This is a genomic window from Chitinophaga rupis, from assembly GCF_900109685.1.
Taxonomy (GTDB): domain Bacteria; phylum Bacteroidota; class Bacteroidia; order Chitinophagales; family Chitinophagaceae; genus Chitinophaga; species Chitinophaga rupis.
Genome location: NZ_FOBB01000005.1, coordinates 173,199 through 197,996, shown reverse-complemented (window position 1 = coordinate 197,996; position 24,798 = coordinate 173,199). Strand labels below are relative to the sequence as shown.

Genomic DNA, 24,798 nt, shown 5'->3' with positions numbered 1-24,798 from the left:
AAAAGCTACGGCTTAATACAGCCGGAGCTTTTATTTTTAGCATATCACGGATTCCGTTTCAAAAACGTAAGTCTCCATCAATTTTGCCATGGTGCGTTTGTACAGGTTCAGCACCTGGTCAAATGCGCCCTTGTTCAGCAGGTCCAGCGCCTGCTGCAGCTCATTGTTGTATAAGTCCTGGTAAACCTGCTCTTTTTCAGGCAGTGCTGCCATAGCGCGTATTATGGGACGGGATACGAAGTAATACATTTCATACAGCGCATAACCGCCTGGCTGTTCCAGCATATAATCGTCCCGTAAAGTGCGCAGTGCGTTCAGCTGCTGTTCCGTGCTTTTTTGGCCATACCGTCCCATCAGCTCTTTTACTAAACAACCGGTGCCTTCAACACCGCCACCACCGCCCCCCGGATCAATGTCGCAGGGCGGATTGCATTGGCCATACTCCATAAATATGTTCAGGCTTTGCCGGCCGGCATCCACTGCTTCCAGCACCTGCTGGTTCCTTTTACAGGGAAAGGGGTGTGCAGCATTATAACCAAAATTAAACATTACACCATCACAGCCTTCCTGTGCCAGCAATGCTGAAATGCGTTGTATGCCCCAGAAATATCCGCGGTGCACTTTGGATAATACTTCATGAAAGCGGCCGTTGTACACACGCTCCGCATGGTTGCCTAAAAGCTTCCAGAGCTCGTCTCCTTTTACTTTTTCCCCGTTATTGCTCACATAACCTTCCTTTAAAAGTACCAGGTCCGGCGCGCCTTTTTCATCGGTAGTATGTTCACAAGGCACCAGAATTATCTTTCTGCTCAACGGGTCATTCACATCAGCTAATCCATACCGGAAGCTGATTCCGGAAAGAACGGGATAGGTACTAATACAGTCCAGAATGGTTTGCTTTGATAAAAAAACAGCAGGGGCTGCGTCGGGAAACTTAGCAGCAAAACCGGTTTTCAGGGTTTGAAATTCAGTGTGGGAAATAAATTGCCCGATGGAATCCAGGGATGGTCTTCTGTTGAGGCTCATGGGAAGTGTTTTGTGGTGATTGAATAAAAGAGGGATGTTCTTTTAAATATAGGTATAAAATTGCTGAGGGGTTTGTCTTAAATAGCGAAAGCCCGGCACGCTCATTAACACCGGGCTTTGGGCTTTAAATATCTTCAGGCCTAAGGATCAAACCAGGTTCCCTTTCTGATCACTTCCAGTAAATGATCAATAGTAAATGTTTGCTTTACTAACTTTTTTCGATCAAATATTATACGATATACTGTAAGGAAGATGTTTCCCAATTCATATTCCGCCATCCCGCCATGGGCCAAACCCAGTCAGAACTGCTTACCCAAACACTGTTTGAATTTCATAGATACAAACAATCCCTTAATTTTGCCGCATGAGCGCTCCTGAAAATGCAAAGGATTTTCTTGCCAACCGCCTGCCGGCCCTGGATTTCAAAGATCAGTTCACGGTATTTGAGCGGCAAACCTATGCCAGCAAACCCATGTCTTATAACCGGAGGGATTTTTACAAGATCTCCCTGGCATTGGGCAGCAGCCGCCTGTATTATGCTGATAAAGGAATTGAGCTGAACCGGCCTGCCCTGATCTTTTCAAACCCCATGATCCCCTATGCCTGGGAGCCTGTTTCAGCAAAGCAGGAAGGCTTCTTTTGCCTGTTCACGGAAAACTTCCTGAAAGCAAAGGACCGGGACCTGGTTTTACAGGACTCCCCGCTTTTTAAAGTAGGGTCCAACCCGGTGTTCTTTGTTGATGATACCCAGCTGAAATATATCAGCTCCATTTTCCAGAATATGCTGCGGGAGTTTGACACGGATTATATTCACAAGTTTGACCTGCTGCGCAACCATGTAAACCTGCTGCTGCATGAAGCCATGAAAATGCAGCCATCAGCGGGTTATTTCAAACATCAGAATGCTGCAGCGCGTATTACTGCCATGTTCCTTGAATTGCTGGAAAGGCAGTTCCCGGTTGATTCTCCGCAGCATGCCTTAAAGTTAAGAACGCCCAATGATTATGCGGAACAGCTCTCCGTTCATGTAAACCATCTTAACCGCGCGGTAAAAGAAGTTACCGGTAAAACCACCACCACGCATTTAGCAGAGCGGATGCTAAGCGAAGCCAGGGCGCTTTTAAAACATACCGACTGGACCATTAATGAAATTGCCTACAGCCTGGGTTATGAATACCCTACTTATTTCAACAACTTCTTTAAAAAACAAACCGGCGTTACACCCAGCTCCTTAAGGTAAGCGTCAATTGTTTGAATTTCTTAGCATTCTGTTTGAGAACCTTTAACAGGCCGGCAGGTATGCGGACTACCTTTGCCTTATCAAAAAATAGATAAGCAATATGGAGAACAATGTAAAAGGTAAGGTAGTTGCCATTACAGGCGCAGGCAGCGGCATAGGCGAAGCCACAGCACTGTTGCTGGCTGCAGGCGGCGCAAAGGTGGTGCTGGGCGCACGCCGCACAAACCGGCTGGAGGCGCTGGCAGCCCGCATTACAGCAGCAGGTGGAAAAGCCGCCTATTTACAAACGGATGTAAAACGCCGCGATGATATGACCCAGCTCGTAGCATTTGCCTGTGAGCATTACGGCCAGCTGGATGTGCTGATCAGCAATGCCGGCGTTGGCCCCATCTCTCCCCTGGATGAGCTGCGCGTGGAGGATTGGGATGATATGATCGACATTAATATAAAGGGTATGCTATACGGCATTGCCGCTGCGCTGCCGGTATTCCGCAAACAGGGCTCCGGGCATTTTGTAAATATCGCTTCTACCGCCGGGCACCGCGTTGTTCCCACCATGGCGGTTTATGCCGGCACCAAGTTTGCCGTGCGCGCCATTTCAGAAGGCTTACGGCAGGAGGCCGGTGATAAGCTGCGCATAACTATTATCTCACCAGGTTTCATTCACACAGACTTCGCGGAATCCATGACCAATCCCGGTATAAAAGCCCAGATGCTGGAACAGCGGGATAAAATAGCCATACCACCGGATGCCATTGCCCGCGCCATTGCCTTTGCCATTGCGCAACCGGCTAATGTGGATGTGGGTGAGATCGTAGTGCGGCCAACCGCGCAGGCTTAATGCTAACAATTAACTGTAACCCCTCTCCTGTTCGTAAAGTGTTAAGATCCGCTTAATACTTTACGAATGGTTTTTTCTTGTCATTTCTACAACTATTCCCTCCCGTTACCGCGCCCGGGCATATCCCGGCAAGATTCCCATTAAGCGTTGCCCCATTGATGATCTGATAATCCATCCTTTTGAACCGTTTGTCCATTTATGAATTATGCCAGTATGCTTAGGTTTACGGGTATAAATAATTCCACTTTTTTACCATAAAAATCAATCAAAAATTCCACATGGGACAATGAAGAACTTCCCTTCCGCTTATAGAAATAAGCAACGCGGTCAATCTATTTTTTAACAAGCAATTTTATTTGATATGCCAAGATCTACTACTCGTAGTTGGAAAAAAATTCCACTTATCACCTTGCTGCTGGCTATTTTACAGGTTAGCAGCAGCTACGGCCAGCAACAGCTTACAGTAACAGGCACGGTTACATCAAAAGACGATGGCCTTCCCCTGCCGGGTGTGGCTGTTAGCATTAAAAATACCAGCCAGGGTATTGCTACAGATGCCAGTGGCAAATTCTCCATCAGCGCCTCGAAAGGGAGCGTGCTGGTGTTTAAAGCCCTGGGCTTCACTCCCCAGGAAGTGAGTGTGAATGATGGACTAATGAATGTGGTCATGGAATCTTCACAGAGCAACCTGAATGAAGTTGTGGTGATCGGGTATGGAACAGTGAAAAAGAAAGACCTCACCGGCGCCATTGCCAACATTAAAGGAGCCGATATAAAGGCACAGGGCGTAAGCGACGTTACCCGCTCATTGCAGGGAAAGCTGCCCGGCGTAACCATTGAATCGGCCGGCGGTAACCCGGGCTCCGGCACCCGTATCCTTATCAGGGGCGTAGGCACCCTGGGCAATGCAGCCCCTTTATATATTGTAGATGGTGTACCGGTAGCCAGCATCAACAACCTTAGCCAGCTGGATATCCAGTCTGTTGATGTGTTAAAAGATGCTTCTGCAGCGGCCATCTATGGCTCCCGCGCAGCTAATGGCGTAGTGCTGGTAACCACCCGCACAGGACAGAACGGGAAAGCAGTAGTGCAAATGAATGCCAATTATGGCATACAGCGTATAGCGCATAAGCTGGATGTACTGGATGCGCAGCAATGGGCCAAGGTTAGCAACACGGCACATGATGCAGCCGGCCTGCCCCGGCTGGATATAGCCCGGAACCCGGATTCACTGGGCGCGGGCACCGACTGGCAGGATGCTATTTACCGTACCGCACCGGTACAGCAATATCAGCTGCTGGTAAACGGCGGCAACCAGTACAGCAACTACAGCGTATCCGGCAGCTATACCAAACAGGATGGGATTGTAAAGGTTACCGGTTATGACCGTTATAACCTGCGCGTAAAATCAGAAACCACCAAAGGCCGGTTCCGGTTTGGGGAAACCGTGTTGCTCACTAAAGAAAAAACCACCAATATGGCTGGCGGCTGGGGTGGCCAGGGAGGTAATCCCGTAGGCTCTGCGGCAAAAATGATCCCGGTTTTCCAGATCTATGATACCAGTGCACTGGGCGGTTATGCAGGCGCTTATGGTCCTGTGGTGAATGTGGCCAACCCGATAGCGCAGTTAAACCTGGAGAATATTACCAAAGCATCGTCCAGCATTTTAACGAATGTATTTGGCGAGGTAACGCTTATTCCAGGCCTGGTATATAAATTAAATATGGGTTATACCAGCAACTTTATTACCAATGATGATTATTACAAACGTTATGTAGTAGGCACCCTGTTCACCCATCCCACCAATGATCTTACACAAAGCAAAGAGCAAACAAACCTGCTGCTGCTTGAAAATACATTGAACTACACCAAAACACTGGGTAAAAGTAATATCCAGGCTTTAGTGGGTTATACTTACCAAAAGACCAATTATACGTACCTGCTCTCTGCCAGAACCGATCTGCCGGATGGCTTAAAGAATATTGATGCAGGCGCAGGCACCTCCACCACCGGCGGTAACAGTACGGAAAGCAGCCTGCTGTCTACCCTGGGCCGTGTGATCTATAGTTATGACGACCGTTACCTGTTAACTGCCAGCATACGGCGGGATGGCTCCTCACGGTTTGGCAGCAGCAACCGTTATGGCAGCTTCCCATCCGTTGCCCTGGGCTGGAACATCTCTAACGAAAGGTTCTTTACTTCCCTGAATAATGCCATCTCACATTTAAAGTTAAGAGGCAGCTACGGGGTGCTGGGTAACCAGGAAATCGGTGATTATCAATATAGTGCAGCGGTTGCTTCCAATATTAATTACGTTACCGGTGCGGACCAGCAGAAATGGTTTGGCGCTATACAAACATCCTTCTCCTCCCCGAATATAAAGTGGGAAAACACCAAAACCGCCAACGTTGGGCTGGATGCCGGCTTCCTGAAGGGCCGGCTGAATATTACAGCTGATTATTTTATTAAAACAACAGACGATGTGCTGCTGAATGTACCCATCCCGGGATCAGCCGGCTCCACGGCTAACCCGGTAGTGAATGCAGGCCGCTTAAGGAACAATGGTTTTGAACTTGGATTCAATTACTCAGATCATGCAGGCGAGTTGAATTACAGTGTGTTCGGTGCCTTTTCTAAAGTAAATAATAAAGTATTGGAGCTGGGAACAGGATCCCAGCAGATCTTTGGCGGGCAGCCCACTCACCATGGCGCCTCCAGTACCTTAACAGAAGCCGGCGGTCCTATTACCGCATTCTATCTTATTAAGGCCGATGGCATCTTTAATTCACAGGAAGAAATTGATGCTTATAACAAGAACGGCACCCTGATACAGCCTAATGCTGCACCGGGCGATATTAAATTCTTCGACGCCAATGGCGATGGACAGATCAGTGATGAGGATAAAGTATATGCCGGTAGTCCTTTCCCTTCCTTTGAATATGGGTTTGGCATCAACGCATCTTTCCGCAATTTTGACCTGAACGCTTATTTCCAGGGCACACACGGGAACAAGATCTATAATGGCCTGCGCCAGGACCTGGAAAGCATGAGCCTTGAGTTCAACTACGCCACCAGCACCCTTAATGCATGGACGCCGGAAAAGCATACCGACATACCACGCGCAGTAACCAATGATCCGAACTTTAACGACCGTACCTCTACCCGCTTCCTGGAAAGCGGCTCTTACCTGCGCATGAAAACGCTGCAGATCGGGTACACCATCGGAGATGTATTAAAAAGCAAATTCAGGATCACCTCTTTACGGGCTTATATCAGCGCCGACAACCTTTTTACGGTTACCAGCTATAAAGGTTTTAACCCGGACATTGGCCGTACCGGCAGCATCTTTGACCGCGGCGTGGATTACGGGCACGTAGCTTACCCCATTGCCCGCACGCTTTCTTTTGGATTGCAGTTAACACTTTAGTCAACCAGAAATACCGATCATGTATGAAAAATATTACCGTTCTTATAGCAGCCATGACGCTGATGCTGGCCTGCAAAAAAAGCACCCTGGAGCTGGTGAACCCGAACCAGATCACTTCAGAAACCTACTGGAAAACTGAAGCAGATGTGCAAAGCGCTTTTGCCGCTACTTACGGGCTGCTGCGCGATGTAAATGGCGGTTTCTGGGCCGTGCGGGGCATTGAGCTGGGCAATGGCCGGGGCGATGATTTCTTTATCCGCAATGATGTTGCCGCACTGTACCAGTTCTCCACCTTTACCAATACACCCGATAATGGTACCGCCAACGACCTCTGGAACATCTGTTACCGCGGCATTTTCCGCGCTAACCAGATCCTGGAAAATATTGATAAGGTAAGCGACCTTGCTGCCGATGCAAAGGCCGCCTATATAGCAGAAGCAAAGTTCCTGCGGGGCTTAAACTATTTTATACTGGTTATAAACTTTGGCGATGTACCCATTCACCTGAAAACGCCTGTTACCAAGGAGGATTATTTTGTAGCTAAATCGCCGGAAGCGGATGTGTGGAAACAGGCAAAACAGGATTTTACTGAAGCAGCCGCCGGTTTGCCGGTATCCTATCCTTCAGAGTGGATTGGCCGGGCTACCAAAGGCGCTGCGCTGGCCTATCTTGGTAAGGCCAATTTATTTACCAAAGACTGGGCAGGCGCCGTAGCCGCTTTAACACAGCTTACCCAGGCGCCCTTCACTTACCAGCTGATGCCCAACTACGGCGATAACTTTATTGTTACAAAGGAAAACAATATTGAATCTGTATTTGAGATCCAGCTGAGCGATGTTGGGGGCACCAATCCCTGGGCAGGAGAAAACGCAGCGCAGGGCCTGGGCGTTACAACCGCGCAGGAATTTGCCCCCGCTGAAGTAGCCGGCTGGTTTGAGGTAAGCATAACGGACAAGCTGTTCAACGAGTTTAAAAAAGAAAAGACCCTGGCCAATGATTTTGATCCGCGTATGTATGCCACAATCGTATGGGACTACCCCGGTGCTACCTTTTATAACAAGCCATTCAGCAGCTTTAAGCTCATATTTGGCTTTAGCTCTTTAATTAAAAAGTACCAGAACTATACGCAAAAAGATGAGATCACAGGCGCCAGCGGTGCATCCAACTACACCTCCAGTAATAATGAGCGGGCGCTCCGGTATGATGATGTGCTGCTGATGCTGGCAGAAGCTGTTACCATGCAGGGTAAACCGGCAGAAGCTTACCCCTACGTAAAACAAATACGGGACAGGGCTAATTTAGCGCCGCTGGCCGCCGGCTTAAGCCAGGACCAGATGATGGCCGAGATCAGGCACCAGTGCATGCTTGAATTTGCCAGGGAAAACCATCGCTTTTATGATCTGAAAAGATGGGGCCTGCTGAAACAGGAACTCACCAACAGCGATAAAGTAGGCAAACAATTTTATATAGCAGGTAAACATGATTATTTTCCCATTCCGCAGGCGGAAATAAATTCCAACCCGCAAATGAAGCAGAATACAAACTGGTAAGTTATTTTTTTATAAACCGTATTAATACCATGCAGAGGACAGCCACGTTGTTTTTTAGTACATGCTTATTGTTAACATCCGGATTGATGGCCCGGGCGCAGCAGCCACCGGGAAAAGCTGAAATAAACCTTTCCGGGCAATGGCGCTTTCAAACCGATTCCCTGGATGAAGGTGTTACGCAGAAATGGTATACCCGGGAGCTGAAGGAAACCGTTACCCTGCCTGGTTCCATGACCACCAATAAAAAGGGAAATGATATAACGGTAAATACGCCCTGGACCGGCGGCATTGTAGATTCCACCTGGTTCCGGGATCCTGCATACAGTAAATACCGGGTACCGGGCCAGGTAAAAGTTCCGTTCTGGCTGCAGCCCGGCAAATATTACAAAGGAGCGGCCTGGTACCAGCAAACCATTGATATACCTGCCTCCTGGAAGGGGCGGCACCTGGAGCTTTTTTTAGAACGCTGCCACTGGGAAACCAGCGTATGGGTGGATGATCAGTATGCAGGCATGCAGAACAGCCTGGCCACTGCGCACACCTATGATCTGTCGGCGCTGTTAACGCCTGGTAAACATAAGCTCAGCATCCGGGTAGATAACCGGGTAAAGGACATTGACCCGGGCGAGAACTCGCACAGCATATCAGACCACACGCAAACCAACTGGAACGGTATCATTGGCAAAATGGTGATCAGGGATAAACCCGCCGTTTATATCAGCGACGTGCAGCTGTTCCCGGATCTGAAAGCAAACAATGTAACCGCGCTGATAACGGTGAACAATATCAGCGGTAAACCGGCTGCAGCCAAAGTAACCTTACAGGCGCAGCCCGGCAAACCCGCTACGGAAAAGCTGCAGCCGGTAACAGCGCAGGAGCAGGTTGATAAAACTACCGTGCTTAAAGTGGTGTACCCCATGGGGCAGCATCCTGCCTTATGGGATGAGTTCCATCCCAATGTATACAGCATGAAAGTGGCGCTTAGCTCCGATCAGCCGGGAACAGATGAAAGCCGTGTACTCTTTGGTATGCGGGAATTTTCAGCCAATGGCACACAGTTCACTATTAACGGGCGGCCTACTTTTTTGCGCGGCACACTGGAATGTGCAGTGTTCCCTAAAACCGGTTACCCACCTGTGGATACCGCTGCGTGGATGCGCATTTTCAGGATCTGCCGGTCATATGGTTTAAACCATTTACGTTTTCACTCCTGGTGCCCGCCGGATGCCGCTTTTGAAGCAGCAGACCGTATAGGTTTTTACCTGCATATAGAATGCTCTTCCTGGGCTAACCAGAGTACCACGATCGGCGATGGCAAACCGCTGGATGAATACATTTATGAAGAAAGCAGGAAGATCGTAAAAGCGTATGGCAACCACCCCTCTTTTTGTATACTGCTGTATGGAAATGAACCTGCTGGTAAACACCATACCCAGTACCTGACGAAATTTGTGGAATACTGGAAACAAAGGGATACCCGGCGGCTGTACTCCACTGGCGCAGGCTGGCCCCTTATTTCTGAAAGTGATTTTAACAGCACACCGGATCCGCGTATACAGCGTTGGGGCGAAGGGTTGAAAAGTATTATTAACGGCCAGCCGCCGCGTACGGATTATGACTGGTCAGCTATGATAAAAAAGTGGCAGCATCCTACCGTAAGCCATGAGATCGGGCAATGGTGCGTGTACCCTGATTTTAACGAGATCAAGCAATATGATGGGGTGCTGAAAGCAAAAAATTTCGAGATCTTCCGGGATCAACTGGAAAAGAACGGCATGGGAAAGCTGGCCCATGATTTCTTATATGCTTCCGGCAGGCTGCAGGTATTATGCTATAAGGCAGATATTGAGGCGGCCCTGCGCACGCCCGGTTTTGGCGGGTTCCAGCTCCTGGGTTTGTATGATTTTCCGGGACAGGGCACCGCTTTAGTGGGTGTATTAAATCCTTTCTGGAAAGATAAGGGATACGTGACCGGGAAGGAATACCGCACATTTTGTAATGCCGTGGTGCCACTGGTACGGCTGCCTAAAATGGTGTACCTGAACAATGAAAGCTTAAGTGTGCCGGTGGAGATAGCGCAGTTTGGCCCTGCTGTGTTAACGAATGCCACGCCTTCATGGACCATCAGCAACAGCGCAGGGAAAGTGCTTTTTAAAGGTGTGCTGGATAAAAAAGATATCCCGTTTGGCAATGGCATTCAGCTTGGCAATATTAACGTGGCGCTGGATGCAGTAACTACACCGTCGCGGCTTACTTTAGCCGTTAACGTTGCCGGTTACACGAATAGCTGGGATGTATTTGTTTACCCCGCTACCCTGCCTGCTGCTGACCCGCAGGTGCTGGTTACACAGCAGCTGGATCAAAAGGCGCTGGATGCGCTGGAAGCCGGCGGCAAAGTATTACTAACCCTTAAACAGGGCACCCTGAAGGCAGATAAAGGCGGCGATATTCCCATTGGATTTTCCAGCATTTTCTGGAATACCGCCTGGACCCATCAGCAGCCGCCGGTAAGCTTAGGCATTTTATGTGATCCTGCACATCCGGCATTCCGGCAATTTCCTACGCAGGGCTTCAGTAACTGGCAATGGTGGGATGCTATGTCGCACTCCGGCGCTATTAAGCTGGATGCTGTTCAAAAAGGACTGCAGCCTATTGTACGGGTCATTGATGATTGGGTAACGGCGAGGTCCCTGGGCCTTGTGTTTGAATGCAGGGTTGGAAAAGGCAAATTAATTGTTTCAGGAATTGATCTGCTCAGCAACCGGGAAAAACGCCCGGAAGCCAGGCAGCTGTGCTATAGCTTACAGCAGTATATGAGCAGCAAGGCATTTAACCCGGCAGCGGTGGTGAGTGCAGCGCAGATAAGGGCGCTCTACGAGTGATAATTACGAATTATTCAATTACGGCCCGCCCAAAGCGGGCCATAGCCTGCCCCGCCCAACGGGGAATGCCATTGAAAAGACATTATGATATGAATAATTACGAATGGATCATGTTTTGTTGATGACAGTATGCATTAATTATAATCTATAATTGTCAATGCATATACAGCACAAGGGCCTCATCCGCTGCATTCCAATTCATAATTCATAATTCGTAATTGAATAATTCGTAATTGAATCTAGCTTTTCTTATGCTGGTTCTTATAGAACGCGGGTGATTTCCCCATAAGCTTTTTAAACAGCCGTGAAAAATAATATGGGTCCTGGAAGCCAAGCTCCGCGCAGATCTCCTTAATATTGCGGTCGCTGAAATACAAGTACTGGCACGACTTCTGGATCTTAAGCTGGCTGAAATACTGGTTGGGCGAGCTGCCCATTTTGGTTTTAAACAGCCTGGAATATTGCGATACCGATAAATGCTGCTGTTTGGCCAGCTGCTCCAGCGTTAACATGCGGCTCAGGTTCCTTTTCATAAAAGCGATGGAATCTGAGACCACATCATCATCCTGGTACGAGGGGTTAATCTCTTTAAAATAAACGAACGAGGATATATAGTTAAACAGCTTGATGTTAGCGATTTCCAGCTGCTTTTCGTCGAAGCTGCTTTCCAGCAGGGAAAAGATCTCTTCAAAATCCTGCATTCTTTTTTCATCATAAGGGATAGAAACCAGGCTGCCTTTGTCCTCGTAATACCGCGCCGTTAAAAGATCTGCCGCCTCCCCCATAAAATGCACCCAGTAAATGCTCCAGGGATCTTCCTGTGAGCTTTTGTAATGATGCGGTACATGCCGGGGTATAATAAAAAAAGTATTAGGCAATAGCTCAATGGTATTGCCCGGTAAGGAAATGGTCCCTTTCCCTTCTATACAATACAGTAAAATGTACTGGTGGCAGCCGGCCTTGCGCTCCCGGTCATGGTTCACCGCATGCGGGTAAAAACCCATATCTGTCAGGTAAAAACGGTTGATGAGCGCATTCCGGAGCACAATCTTTTTTATATTGGGTGGAAGCACGATCATCCGCTGACCAATAAACCCCTCTTTGATCTTTTTTGAAATGTTGCCAACACTGTTCATAACGTTAATCTTCTGGCATGAGTAGAATCTTATACAATATCACTAATAAAAGAGAAACTTCAGCTCCCTGATAACATTATCCATGATTGTGCGGAAATAGTCCATCCGGGAATTATTACCCTAAATATAACTATTAATACATTCCGCCGGACGCCGGGGCATTTCCCCTAAAACCAGTACAAACAGGTACTTTTATCTTTAAAGGTGTAAAACACAATCAATTTCACCCGCAGGGGTAAAAAATGGAGTTAAAGTCCATCTTTAGGGCTACATGGCAGCTTCGGGATACAGCGCTATATTACAGCAAAAGGCAAAGTGTAAACGACCAGGATTATATGAGAAGGCAAAGCACCTACAGTGAAGTATTATATAACGGCAAGCTTATTGGGGGGTAGTAGCGGCACAGTTATGCTTACAATAGTATTAAACAAAAAACAGCAGCACATTAATAAAAATATGCTGCTGCGAATTAGTTATTCTAATATCAGTGCTTCTTTTTATTATCCTTTTCCTCTGTTCTGTCAATCGCATCTTTATTAGCATCTTTGTCCTGGTCGTTATCCCCCATCACTTCCCCTACTTTCTTAACTAAAGATGAAACCGGGCCCTCCATATGTTCCTGCGGTTCCGGCCCGGTGGTTTCCGGGTCTGGCTTTAAAGTGGAATCCTGGGGCTTTTTCTTCGGATCTAACTTTTTAGGATCATCTTGTACCATAACAATTGTTTTTAGTTCAAAAAATGTGGTAACAAAATCATGCCAATACATCAGAGCCGGCTACACAATTCATACCTTTCTGATCATAATGATCAGCTGGTTTAGGTTAATTTTAGTAAAGCTTCTGCCAAAAGACAATAAGCCGGGCTGAGGATAAATAATTAAGTTAGTGGCTATGCAAAATTTCATATCAGTTATAAGGGGCATAATTATCAGCCTGATTTGCCTGGTAATATTTACCACAACTAAAGCGCAAACACCTGCCAGCAAAATATTCACCAAAGCAGACACATTACGAGGCAGTATTACCCCGGAACGCGCCTGGTGGAACCTTATACGATATGACATTACCGTTAAGCCGGATTACGAAAGTAAAACCATCAGCGGCTCCAATACCATCACCTATAAAGTGGTAAACGATAATAATAAGCGCATGATGCAGATAGACCTGCAGGAGCCCCTGGTGATCGATAGCATCTTATTTAATCACTCAGGCAGGCTCCATTTTACCAAGGAAGGTAATGCCTGGCATGTAGCGGTTCCCGAACAGAAAAAAGCTACGGAGGGGAACGTAACTGTTTATTATCATGGGCAGGTCAGGGTATCTGTTCGCCCGCCGTGGTCTGCCGGCTGGACCTTCACAAAAGATTCCCTGGGCCGCCCCTGGATGACCGTTACCTGCCAGGGTTCCGGCGCATCTGTATGGTATCCCTGTAAAGATCACCAGAGTGATGAGCCGGATAAAGGCGCCTCCTTAACGGTTATTGTTCCGGATACCCTGGTAGCTGTTGCCAATGGCAGGCTTCAGCTGAAAAAAGATAATGCAGACGGTACCACTACCTACAAATGGGCGGTGGTAAACCCTATCAGCAATTACTGCATCATACCCTATATTGGAAAGTATGTAAACTTCAGTGAAAAATATGCCGGCGAAAAAGGATCGCTGGATGTTAATTACTGGGTGCTGGATTATAATTTAACCAGGGCAAAAGAGTATATGCCGCTACAGGTGCATAATATGCTTAAAAGCTTTGAGTACTGGTTTGGGCCTTACCCGTTCTATGAAGATGGCTACCAGCTTATAGAAACTTCGCATTCCGGCATGGAGCACCAGAGCGCAGTATCTTACGGCAATAAATATAAATTCGGATATGGCGGCAGGGATGGCTCCGGAACCGGCTGGGGCATGAAGTGGGACTTTATCATTATTCACGAAAGCGGCCACGAATGGTTTGGCAATAATATCACCAGCAAAGACCTGGCAGATATGTATATACACGAAGGTTTTACCAATTACAGTGAAACACTGTTCATAGACCATATTTTCGGGAAAGATGCCGCCAACGCCTATAATGCAGGCATACGGAGAGGTATCAAGAACGACCGGCCTGTTATTGCAAAATATGATGTGAATGACCAGGGCAGCGGCGATATGTACCCCAAACCATCCAACATGCTGCACGCTATACGCCATGGGCTGGATAATGATACCCTGTTCCGGCAAATACTGAGGGGCATGAATAAAACATTCTACCATCAAACCGTTACCACGCAGCAAATTGAAAATTACATTTCCAAACAGGCGCATTACGACTACAGCAAAGTGTTTGATCAGTATTTGCGGACCACGCAAATACCGCGGCTTGAATTTTATTTAGACCAGGATCAGAAGAACGCGTTCTACCGCTGGACCAATTGTGTAAGCGGCTTTAACATGCCGCTGGTGCTGCAAAATAAAAACGCAAAGCTGAAAGTTATTCCAACAGAAAGCTGGAAAAAACAGCCGTTGAAAAGCAATGAGGCGCCATTGTTTGATACGGCCGCCATTGTGAAGATGTATTACATAACGGCGGCGGTGATAGAGAAGAAGTAATAATTAAGAATGAATAATTAATAATAGAGAGGGCGATATTTCAATTGAAGTACCGCCCTCTTTATTTGTACTGGTTGCAGAAATGTATTTCATCGGGTACTGGCCCTATGATTATTAATTATTCATTCTTAATTAAGAGGTCACCTGTAATTTCCTCCACAATTCACTCCATCCCTCAAAAAATAATAATTTTTTTATTTCAATCGATTGTTTTTTTACATTTGCCCAAGGATTACCACGTTAGCTAGAATTACCACGTTACCAGAAAAACTAAAATCTTTTCCATTTATGCGACTATGAATTAGGATCTATTAATCACATCTGTTTGTGCCGTGCATGCAAACGTTTGCAGTGTATGGCACTTAATTCATTCGTACCGGCTAAACCGGTACCAGGCTTCCTTTTGCCATTACCTTAAAATTTCCGTTATGTTAAAACATTTACCCTCCTTACCTCCGCCAAGCAGGTTAAACTTTAGGCGGCTCCTTTTTACTATGATACCCCTGGCCGGCCTTTTTCCTGCAACAGCAGCCAGCAGCTTATCACTATCCATACCCGCTACAGCCCTGTTCCGGCAGGAAAAACAGACACATGAAGTAAGCGGCACTGTTACCGACGAATCAAATCAGCCATTACCCGGTGTTACCATCACGCTGAAAGGCGGCGGCAACGGCACGGTTACAGATGCCAGCGGCAAATATTTGCTGCGTGTAAGTGTTGAAAGCGGCACGCTCGAATTTTCATCGCTTGGTTTTGACCGGCAGGAGGCTGCTTTCTCCGGCAGCCGTACCACTGTTAACATCCAGCTGAAATCAAACCAGAAAGCATTGGGTGAAGTAGTAGTGGTGGGCTATGGCACCCAAAGAAAGGTGAACCTGCTGGGCGCTGTTTCCGCAGTAAAGGTTGATCAGAAAATCACCAGCCGTTCCCTGCCCAACGCTTCTTCCGCCCTGGCGGGCCTGGTGCCCGGGCTGGCAGTTACCCAATCAACCGGTATGGCCGGTAAAAACCAATCCAGCCTGCTTATCAGGGGCCTGGGCACAGTTAACAACAGCAATCCGCTGGTGGTGGTGGATGGCATGCCGGATGTAGACATTAACCGGGTGAATGTGAATGATATTGAAAGCATATCCGTGCTGAAAGATGCTACGTCCGCATCTGTATACGGTTCCCGCGCTGCTAACGGGGTTATTCTCATCACTACAAAATCAGGCAAGGGACAACGGAAAACAGTGCTCAGCTTCAACGGTAACTATGCCGTGCAAAAGCCTACCAGGTCGTATGAGTTTATGGCGGACTATCCGCGTGCGCTAACCCTGCATCAGCGTGCAGCAGCGGTGAACACACTGCGCTCCCAATGGCTCTTTAAAGACGGTACCATTGACCAGTGGATGGCCCTTGGCATGATAGATCCACTGCGCTATCCGAATACGGACTGGTGGGATATTATTACACGCGATGGCATTATGCAGAACTATAACCTGTCGGCCTCCGGTGGCAGTGAGCAATCCAACTTTTTTATATCCGTTGGCTTGCAGGATGAAAAAGGATTGCAGATCAATAACAATTTCAAACAATACAACGCACGCTTTAATTACGACCACAAGCTCCGGAAAAATATAAATACGGGCGTAAGGTTTTACGGTAACTGGTCTAATTTCCTGTATGCGCTGGATGATGGTTTTACAGATGATAATTCCAGCAATACAGCCGGCTTTGACCTGCAGTTCGCTATTGCCGGTATTACGCCGTACGACCCTGTGAGCGGGTATTACGGAGGGGTAATGGCTTACAATGAAGATGCGCAGGCGTACAATCCATACACCGTATACATTAACAACCTTACGTACAGGAACCGGCAGGAGGCCAATGGCAGCATGTACATCGACTGGTCGCCCATACCAGGTTTAACGGGACGTGTAGATTATTCGTTAAACTACTACAATCAATTCAGCTGGAATGCCAATACTCCTAACAGGTCGTATAATTTTCAGGCCAATGCCTTTGGCAGCCGCGTGTATGTAGGCGATAATGCAGGCGTTAGCAACAATACCAGCACCGGTTACAAAACAATGATGACCAGCCGTATTACCTACCACAAAGCCATCACCCGCAATCATGACCTGACTGCATTGGTGGTGTATAGTGAAGAATATTGGTACGACCGGCTGCAGGGCACTTCCCGCAACGACCGCCTGTACCCTACCCTGCACGAAGTGGATGCTGCATTACCCGGCATTCAAAGCACCAGCGGCAGCTCCAATACAGAAGGCCTGCGCTCTTATATTGGCCGTATTAATTATAGCGCCTATGATAAATACCTGCTGGAGGTGAACGCCCGGTATGATGGCTCTTCCAAGTTCCTGCCGGGCCACCGCTTTGGTTTCTTCCCTTCTGTGGCGCTGGGATGGCGTTTCACAGAAGAGAATTTTATGCAGCCCGTTACCGGCCGCCTGCTCAGCAGCGGTAAACTGCGTGTTTCTTACGGCGGTTTAGGTAATAACAGTGGCGTGGATCGTTACGAGCAGCTCTCAACCCTGGCTAACAGCAACTACATGATCGACGGTAATATTGCCAAAGGTTTTGTGAACAAAAAAATGGTGAACCGCGATCTTTCCTGGGAATCAACCAGGGTGCTGAACCTGGGGCTGGATCTTTCTTTCCTGGATAGCCGCCTGGGTGTGGAGCTGGATTATTACGACCGCTTAACCACCGGTATGAACCGGCCTTCGGAAATGTCTAACCTGCTTACAGGCGCCTACACTGCGCCCCGCAAGAATATCGGCAACCTGCGGAACCGTGGTATAGAGGGCAACTTTTCATGGAACGACAAAGCCGGCGCTTTCTCTTACGGCCTTAATCTGAATGCCTCCTATAACAGGACCGCATTGGAAAAATGGAGTGAGTTCCTGCCCAAAGGATATGTGTTCCTGGATATGCCCTATCACTTCCTGTACACCTATGAAGACATCGGCATTGCGCAAACCTGGCAGGATGTTTACAATGCAACGCCGCAGGGCGCTTCACCCGGCGATATCATCCGCAAGGATGTAAACGGCGATGGCAAGATAGATGGGAATGATAAAGTAGCTCATCCTAATGTGCAGCGCGACCGGCCCACCACTAATATCTCTCTGGGCGGCAGCGTATCCTGGAAAGGTATTGATCTTGGTTTTTTGATACAGGGCGCTACCGGCCGCAAGGATTACTGGATCAATAACTACAACAATGTGAACTTCGGTGCACAGCGTTACGCATCCACCTGGGATCACTGGACCCAACCCTGGTCGCTTGAAAACCGCGATGGTGAATGGCCCCGCCTGGGCGGCTCCTCCAACCGTGAGGAAACTACTTTCTGGCTGGATGATCTCAGCTACATCCGTTTTAAGAATGTGCAGCTTGGCTACACGCTGCCGGCAAAACTGCTGCGCAGAATAGGCATCAGCACTTTCCGCATTTACTGCTCCGCGGAAAATATTGGTACTATTACCTCTTACCGTGGGCTTGATCCGGAAATGACGGGTAACAAAAGCAATGCCTATCCACTGGTGAAATCGTACTCCCTTGGTATTAACATGAGCCTTTAAAAGTGTAACTATGAAAACATCGATCATAAAAATATGCTGTATAACAGCGCTTGGAGGAATATCCGTTCTTAACAGCGGCTGTGTAAAAAACCTGCTGGACCAGGACGCGACCACTGAGCTCAATGAAGCTAAATTCTGGAAAACAGAAGCCGATGCTACCATTGGTTTGATGGGCGCTTACGCAGATGTGCGCCCACTGTTTGACCGCGATTATTTATACGACGGACAATCGGAATACATCCGTGTGCGCAGCGCCACCAATAGCACTTCCAGCACGGATCTGCAAAAAGGAGCCGCCTACAATAATGCCGATTATAACCCCTCCGGGTATGGCGACAACTTTGATAACATGTATAAATACCTGTACGGTGGTGTGAACCGTACCAATTATGTAATAGAGAATGTAACCAAAATGCTGCCCACTGCCAGCAGCACTTCCCTGCCGGAGCTGGAAAGAGTGATCGGGGAAGCCCGTCTGTTGCGCGCAATGGTGTACCTGCGCCTGATCTCCATGTGGGGCGATGTGCCTTATATCGGGCATGTTATCTTCAACAACAGCGAGGTAGCCGGCCTAACGCGTACGCCTATTGCACAGGTGAAAGATTCTATCCTTGCAGATCTTACCTACGCATATGACAAGCTGCCGGAAAGAGCCGCAGAATTGGGCCGTGCCTCTAAACCCGCTGCGCTGGCCTTCCGGGGCAAAATGCAGCTTTACTGGGCATCCTGGAATCACTTTGGCTGGCCAGAGCTGGCCGGCTTCAAATCCAGTGAGGCCGATGCTATTACGGCTTATAATGCAGCTGCTGAAGATTTCAAAAAAGTGATCAATGATTATGGCCTTACGCTTTTCCGCGGTGGCGAACCCGGTTTATGCGACCCGCCCGGCAAGGCTGAGAACCTGCCCAATTATTACTACCTGTTTACACCCATCGCCAATGGTGATGCAGAAATGATCATGTCATTTACCCATGCCGGCACCGGCACCGGCCAGGGTGAGGAGCTGATGCGCGATGTAGCCGGCCGCTCCCATGAAGGATCACAGTGCTGGGTAACGCCCCGTTATGAAATAGCAGACCGTTACCAGTCAACCGCTACCGGCGATTTTGCGCCTAAGCTGATCCCCATGGATCCTACTGCGCCTGGCGCCCGTACTACACTTAATTCAGCGCTGAACCCGCAAAGCTATACGAACCGCGACTACCGTATGAAGTCGTCCATAATGTGGGATTATGAAGTTAGCGTGGGCATGATCTCGCTTAAATCAACAGGCTGGGTGCCATTCATTTATAAAACATGGAACCAGCCCATCACCATTGATGGTAAAAGCTACACTACCTATAACACCGATGGCTGTAATTCCGGCTACGTGCTGCGTAAGTTCCTGCGCAACTATGCAGGACAGGGGCGCAGCGATGGCGACTATGCCTGGCCGGTAATGCGGCTGGCAGATGTGTACCTGATGTATGCAGAAGCTACCAACGCTGTGAATGGTCCGCAGGGCGATGCCATTGAGCTGGTGAACAGGATCCGCCACCGTGGTAACCTGCCGCCGCTTACCGGCGACAAAACAGCCGGTAAAGATGCCTTTTTCAGCGCCATTGAGCAGGAACGTATCGTAGAGCTGCTCGGTGAAGGGCACCGTTCTTTTGACCTGCGCCGCTGGCGGGCTATTGAAAGAGTATGGGGTCCACCTTTCGGCAGTGGTGTTTGGCGCATAGATACACAGGGTGCACAGGTAAGCCGCTATTTTCAGAACTCCTCTGAAAGGCTGTACCAGCAATGTTACATTTTCAGGATCCCCCCGGCTGAGCGTGACCGCAATCCTAACCTGACACAGAACACACCCTGGTTATAATAAAGTGTAACCAATTTTTCCGCGATGTTAAATCATTATACAATGCAAAAATATTTCAGCATAGCAGGCTTGCTGCTGCTGGCAGCCTTTACCTGGATAGCCTGTACAAAAGAAAACCCGGTGGATGAAGACGGGCTGCTGATCACCACCCGCGCCGAATGTTATGTAAGCAACTTTGAGCTGCTGGGCACCGATTTTCAGACCGTATTAACCGGCACGCCACAGATCGATACCACCGCCTGCACGATTAAGGCAAAAGTATTTTTTGGTACAGACCTTACAAACCTCTACCCGCAGTTCTCCCTGGTAACAGATGCCAAGCTGGATCCCAAGATCACAGGCAAGGTTAACTTTTCAGACCTGGACCACCCTAAACAATACACGGTAATATCCGGCAACCGCCAGGTAAGGAAAACCTATACCGTATACATTACCGTACAGCAACCGTAGTGCTCATTTTAAAACACGCAACATGCCAGTTAAACATTTAAAATATACGTGGCTGCTACCCGCTTTCCTGCTGATGATGGCAGCCTGCAAGGATGATAAATACGCCCTGCCCACCGCAAAAAACGGGCTGCATAATGATTGCATTAAACGTACCCTGGGCCCGAACCTGGTAGGGCAGCCAATTGAGTTTGCCTACGCAATGGCCATTTTACCCGGCCAGGGAAAGATTGTTTCCGCACAGGTGGAAGCCTCTATTGCCGGGGCGCCGCAAACCTGGCTGCAGAATAATTCCTTTTACACCAACGGCAGCGGCGACGATGTGGGCATCCCGGTAGGCGATCCCTCCGTGAATGAAGGCGCAGTAACAAAGGTGAACTTCACTAAAGATACCAGCGCCGCCACCTTGCGGTATTACTATTATATACCGGAAGCAGCGCGCGGCAAAACCGTGAGATTTACGTTCAACGCCAAAAGCAGCAACGGGGAAACCGTGAGCTACGCAATGGGCCCTTATACCATTTCCAAAATGGATATGAAGCTGGACATACCGGTGAAAGATGCAGCGAACTGTTTTATTTCCATTGCAGACCTGACAGCGTATAACAGCACAGATGCCGCTGCCAGCCCGGATAAGATAGACCTGGTGTACCTTTACCGCTCCATACCCAATATATCTTTTAACCACTCCCTGGTATCGCCGGGTGCAGACAAACAATACCTGCCCGGTGTATCATTGCCGCCGAATGCCAATAGAAGCACAAAGATCAGCAAGGTGTGGAACCTGCAGGATTTTAACCTTGCACGGCTGAAATATGGCGTTTATATTGATGATCTGGATTTTGAAAAACTGAATATCTCCAATGCACCCAATTATGCCATTAACATGAAGGAAGAAGCCGGCGCGTGGGTAGAAACCGCTGATGGTAAATACCGCGCTTATATTTTCATGAACAAGGTAAATAACGGCAGCAAAAGCGCTGTGATCAGCATAAAGCGTTATACGCTTAAATAGAGAACCATGGTAAAAACCACGAAACAATATGAAAAATATACAGGGTTTAAAAGCAATGAATTGCTGCTTACCGGTTGGAAACTATGACCAGCCGGATGTATATTCATATATCATAGGACAGTGGGCAATACCTTATTTTTAAGATCCTCAAATCAAAAAACATGAGAAAACTATTCCTGGCCCTCTGTATGCTGTACCTGATCCCGGTTGCATTGCACGCGCAGCAGCACCTGTTAAGCGGCCGGTACACCGAAGCGCAGTTAGCAAAAATAATAATACCGCAAGCCAGCTGGCAACCTTTTCCCAAGCCGGATAACCGGGCTGCATGGGCTAAGGCAGATGCTGCAGCCGGCCAGGCGCTGATAAAAAGAGCGGAAGGATATTTAGGATTTGAATGGCCGGGCATACCTGCTGTAAAATCCCTGCTGATCGTGCGGAATGGTAACCGGAGCGAATACCAGGATATTGCCAATAAAAAACGCGCAGCCCTGGGTACCCTGCTGCTGGCGGAAGTGTATGAAAATAAAGGCCGGTTTATGGATGATATTGTGAATGGCGTATGGTCCATTTGCGAAGAATCTTTCTGGGGCTCATCCGCACACCTGCCGCATACAAAGGAATATGCCGGGTTAATGGATGTATCGCAACCCTTTGTGGAGCTTTTTTCTGCCGAAACAGCCACCCTGCTGGCCTGGGTCGATTATTTCCTGGGAGATAAGCTGGATGCCATTTCCCCGCAGGTGCGCAAAAGGATCTATTATGAAACCAACTACCGCATTTTTAAACCGCTTATGACAAAATATCATGGGTGGATGGGCACCAATGCCAACGGCAGGCGGCCCAATAACTGGAATCCCTGGATCTGTTCCAACTGGCTTAATTCCGTGCTGCTATTGGAAAAGAATGATACAGTACGCCTGGCAGCCGTGCACAAGATCCTGGGTGTGCTGGATGCATTCCTGGACCCCTACCCTGCAGATGGCGGCTGTGACGAAGGCCCCGGTTACTGGGGCGCTGCAGCCGCATCTTTGTACGATAATATTTCATTGCTGAACCTTGCCAGCAACAATGCATTCACCTATGTGTACAATGATCAGAAGATACGGAACATGGGCGCATTCATTTACCGTGCACAGATCAGTGAGCGTTACTTCCTGGATTTTGCAGATGCAGACCCGCAGCCCGGAATGGCCGGCACGATGATATACCGGTTTGGTAAAGACATCCAGGATCCCGATATGATGCATTTTGGCGCTTACTACCTGGATGAAAAAAGCAAAGGCACATTGGGGAATTACCAGTTCTTCAGGAACCTGTTCGCCCTGTTTATGGAAGATGAATTTAACCATGCGGAAAAAGGCCTGCCGCTGCCTGCCGACTTCTGGTGGCCCGACCTGCAGGTGATGATAGCCCGTGACCATGCAGGCAGCACCGCCGGTTATTTTGTAGCTGCCAAAGGCGGTAATAACGATGAAAGCCATAACCACAACGATGTAGGCAGTTATGTAGTATATTATGATGGCTTGCCTGTGCTGATAGATGTGGGGCGCGGTACCTATACCGCTAAAACCTTCAGCAGCAGAAGGTATGAGATCTGGTACAACCGTTCAGACTATCATAATATACCTACCGTTAACGGGCATACGCAGGAAGCCGGTCCCCGTTTTAAGGCGGAGCAGGTAAGCTATCATACCGGGAATGGCAGCAGCCGGCTGGCGCTGGATATTGCCGGGGCGTACCCTAAGGAAGCCGGGATCAGTAAATGGAACAGGACCATACAGCTCAACAAAGGTAAACAGGTGCAGGTAAGAGATGTTATACAGCTGCAGAAAGCAGATTCGCTTACCGAACATCTGATGACCTGTTATCCCGTAACCGTAAAGCAGCCCGGCATAATAGTGGTGCATGGCCGGGCAAAAAATGGTGGGGCTAAGGATTTTTATGTGCGCTACCCTGCAAGGCTGCTGGAAGCTGCAGTGGAAAAGGTGCCCCTGCTAACTGAGGAAGACCAGGGCGTGCAGCAGAAATGGGGCGATAATATATACAGGATCAATTTCAGGTCAACCGGCATAAGCGCAAAAAGCGATATTAATTTTGTGATCAGCGCAAATTAGTATTCAATAACTTCAGATCTCTTTTCAAGCCAGGCAGCAATGCCTGGCTTGCCCGTTTAATAAAGCCCCATTCCTGATAACTATCATTCCGTTTATTGACAACTATCATTCCTTAAACCACCAGCCATGTGTTCCTTTACATCTGCTTTTAAAGCTACGATACACAGCGCAAAACCAGGAGACATTAATACAATTTTTGATGAAATGAAAAAGGATGGGATCGGAGGCCGCAGGGCGCTCCTGATCTCAATCTCATAAAAAATTGTGGGGATCGCATACAATCCACAATAATGGTTCCTAAATGCAACTTGATACAGCTGCCGCTTTTCAGCGGCGGCTTTTTTATTTATGTAAATAACGGCTACGTATATATGAGGTGATAATAATCACATTTTTTCGTGTTGAGGATCAAGGTTTGTTATGACACACGTCATTCCTTGCAACACACGCCTTCCCTTTCTTTGCATGCATAAACACAAGCACATGAAAACAGGTCCCTCACTTACGAAGATTAAAACAGGCATATTACTTTTTTGTATGCAGCTGGCCTTAACCGCGGCAATGGCACAGGTAAATTATCATGCACCCGGCGTGCATACTGTTGTTAACGGTACCTCTACCCTGCATGACTGGAAGATGGAATCGTCCCAGGGAGAATGTACCGCCACCTTTACTATCGATGCTGCCGGGCAGCTGACCGGCTTAACAGCATTGCGTTTTACCATGCCAGCCCAAAGCCTTAAAAGCGAACATAGCGGCATGGATAAAAATGCATACAAAGCGCTAAAAACTGATAAGGCGCCCACGCTTACCTACCAGCTTACCACTGCAACTGTAACGCCGGATGGCACTGTTAAATGCCAGGGAAAGCTCACGCTTGCAGGCGCCGTACAGGAAACAGATTTGCTGGCCACTGCCAAAGTGAATGCAGATAAAAGCATTACTGTAAAAGGCAGCAAAAAGATCAGCATGAAAACTTTTAACATAGACCCTCCCTCTTTTATGATGGGTACTGTTAAAACCGGAAACGACGTAACCGTGAGCTTTGAGCTCACACTAAAAAAATAAAAACATCATCACCCTGCTA

At 48.2% G+C, this 24,798-nt stretch carries 15 protein-coding genes; 12 read left to right on the top strand and 3 right to left on the bottom strand.

The features are described from left to right. Positions 1 to 36 precede the first annotated feature (36 nt). Positions 37 to 1,026: a hypothetical protein gene (locus BMZ54_RS20285; protein ID WP_089916339.1), complete on the bottom strand. Its 990-nt coding sequence runs from the start codon at positions 1,024 to 1,026 to the stop codon at positions 37 to 39. A 364-nt stretch (positions 1,027 to 1,390) separates the two neighbouring features. Here BMZ54_RS20285 and BMZ54_RS20280 point away from each other — a divergent pair, with 364 nt between their 5' ends. The 5 genes from BMZ54_RS20280 (at position 1,391) to BMZ54_RS20260 (ending at position 10,966) form a co-directional block, all read left to right on the top strand. Next, positions 1,391 to 2,266: a helix-turn-helix domain-containing protein gene (locus BMZ54_RS20280; RefSeq protein ID WP_089916335.1), complete on the top strand. Its 876-nt coding sequence runs from the start codon at positions 1,391 to 1,393 to the stop codon at positions 2,264 to 2,266. Positions 2,267 to 2,366: 100 nt separating this feature from the next. Further along, positions 2,367 to 3,107, top strand: a complete 741-nt coding sequence (locus BMZ54_RS20275) for an SDR family oxidoreductase (protein ID WP_089916330.1) — start codon at positions 2,367 to 2,369, stop codon at positions 3,105 to 3,107. Between the two features lie 361 nt (positions 3,108 to 3,468). Further along, positions 3,469 to 6,534 (top strand): SusC/RagA family TonB-linked outer membrane protein, encoded by a 3,066-nt coding sequence (locus BMZ54_RS20270; RefSeq protein ID WP_089916322.1) that lies wholly within the window; start codon positions 3,469 to 3,471, stop codon positions 6,532 to 6,534. Between the two features lie 23 nt (positions 6,535 to 6,557). Beyond that, the gene (locus BMZ54_RS20265; RefSeq protein WP_089916317.1) at positions 6,558 to 8,084 is read left to right on the top strand and encodes a RagB/SusD family nutrient uptake outer membrane protein; all 1,527 of its coding nucleotides are present in this window, start codon (positions 6,558 to 6,560) and stop codon (positions 8,082 to 8,084) included. 86 nt (positions 8,085 to 8,170) lie between these two features. After that, complete coding sequence (locus tag BMZ54_RS20260; RefSeq protein ID WP_238386632.1) at positions 8,171 to 10,966, top strand: sugar-binding domain-containing protein; 2,796 nt, start codon at positions 8,171 to 8,173, stop codon at positions 10,964 to 10,966. A 239-nt stretch (positions 10,967 to 11,205) separates the two neighbouring features. On the opposite strand, the gene BMZ54_RS20255 is transcribed toward BMZ54_RS20260, so the two are convergent. Together BMZ54_RS20255 and BMZ54_RS20250 are read right to left on the bottom strand one after the other, a co-directional pair. Continuing rightward, positions 11,206 to 12,102 carry an AraC family transcriptional regulator gene (locus tag BMZ54_RS20255; RefSeq protein ID WP_089916309.1) on the bottom strand — a complete coding sequence of 299 codons (897 nt, stop codon included), beginning with the start codon at positions 12,100 to 12,102 and terminating at the stop codon, positions 11,206 to 11,208. A 484-nt stretch (positions 12,103 to 12,586) separates the two neighbouring features. Beyond that, positions 12,587 to 12,817 (bottom strand): hypothetical protein, encoded by a 231-nt coding sequence (locus BMZ54_RS20250; protein ID WP_089916306.1) that lies wholly within the window; start codon positions 12,815 to 12,817, stop codon positions 12,587 to 12,589. A gap of 175 nt (positions 12,818 to 12,992) precedes the next feature. Between BMZ54_RS20250 and BMZ54_RS20245 the strand changes: the two genes are divergently transcribed. The 7 genes from BMZ54_RS20245 to BMZ54_RS20215 all read left to right on the top strand — a co-directional run bounded on the left by BMZ54_RS20245 (position 12,993) and on the right by BMZ54_RS20215 (position 24,779). After that, entirely contained in the window at positions 12,993 to 14,690 is a 1,698-nt protein-coding gene (locus BMZ54_RS20245) for a M1 family metallopeptidase (protein WP_089916303.1), read from the top strand. A gap of 428 nt (positions 14,691 to 15,118) precedes the next feature. Beyond that, positions 15,119 to 18,277 (top strand): SusC/RagA family TonB-linked outer membrane protein, encoded by a 3,159-nt coding sequence (locus BMZ54_RS20240; RefSeq protein WP_089916300.1) that lies wholly within the window; start codon positions 15,119 to 15,121, stop codon positions 18,275 to 18,277. Positions 18,278 to 18,287: 10 nt separating this feature from the next. Next, positions 18,288 to 20,135 carry a RagB/SusD family nutrient uptake outer membrane protein gene (locus tag BMZ54_RS20235; RefSeq protein WP_089916297.1) on the top strand — a complete coding sequence of 616 codons (1,848 nt, stop codon included), beginning with the start codon at positions 18,288 to 18,290 and terminating at the stop codon, positions 20,133 to 20,135. A gap of 42 nt (positions 20,136 to 20,177) precedes the next feature. Further along, positions 20,178 to 20,585, top strand: coding sequence for a hypothetical protein (locus BMZ54_RS20230; RefSeq protein ID WP_089916294.1), 408 nt, complete (start codon positions 20,178 to 20,180; stop codon positions 20,583 to 20,585). Between the two features lie 22 nt (positions 20,586 to 20,607). Then, positions 20,608 to 21,597 (top strand): DUF4466 family protein, encoded by a 990-nt coding sequence (locus BMZ54_RS20225; protein WP_202909312.1) that lies wholly within the window; start codon positions 20,608 to 20,610, stop codon positions 21,595 to 21,597. Between the two features lie 161 nt (positions 21,598 to 21,758). Then, the gene (locus BMZ54_RS20220; RefSeq protein WP_089916290.1) at positions 21,759 to 23,711 is read left to right on the top strand and encodes a heparinase II/III domain-containing protein; all 1,953 of its coding nucleotides are present in this window, start codon (positions 21,759 to 21,761) and stop codon (positions 23,709 to 23,711) included. Between the two features lie 483 nt (positions 23,712 to 24,194). Beyond that, positions 24,195 to 24,779, top strand: a complete 585-nt coding sequence (locus BMZ54_RS20215; protein ID WP_162277620.1) for a YceI family protein — start codon at positions 24,195 to 24,197, stop codon at positions 24,777 to 24,779. The last annotated feature ends 19 nt before the right edge of the window (positions 24,780 to 24,798 follow it).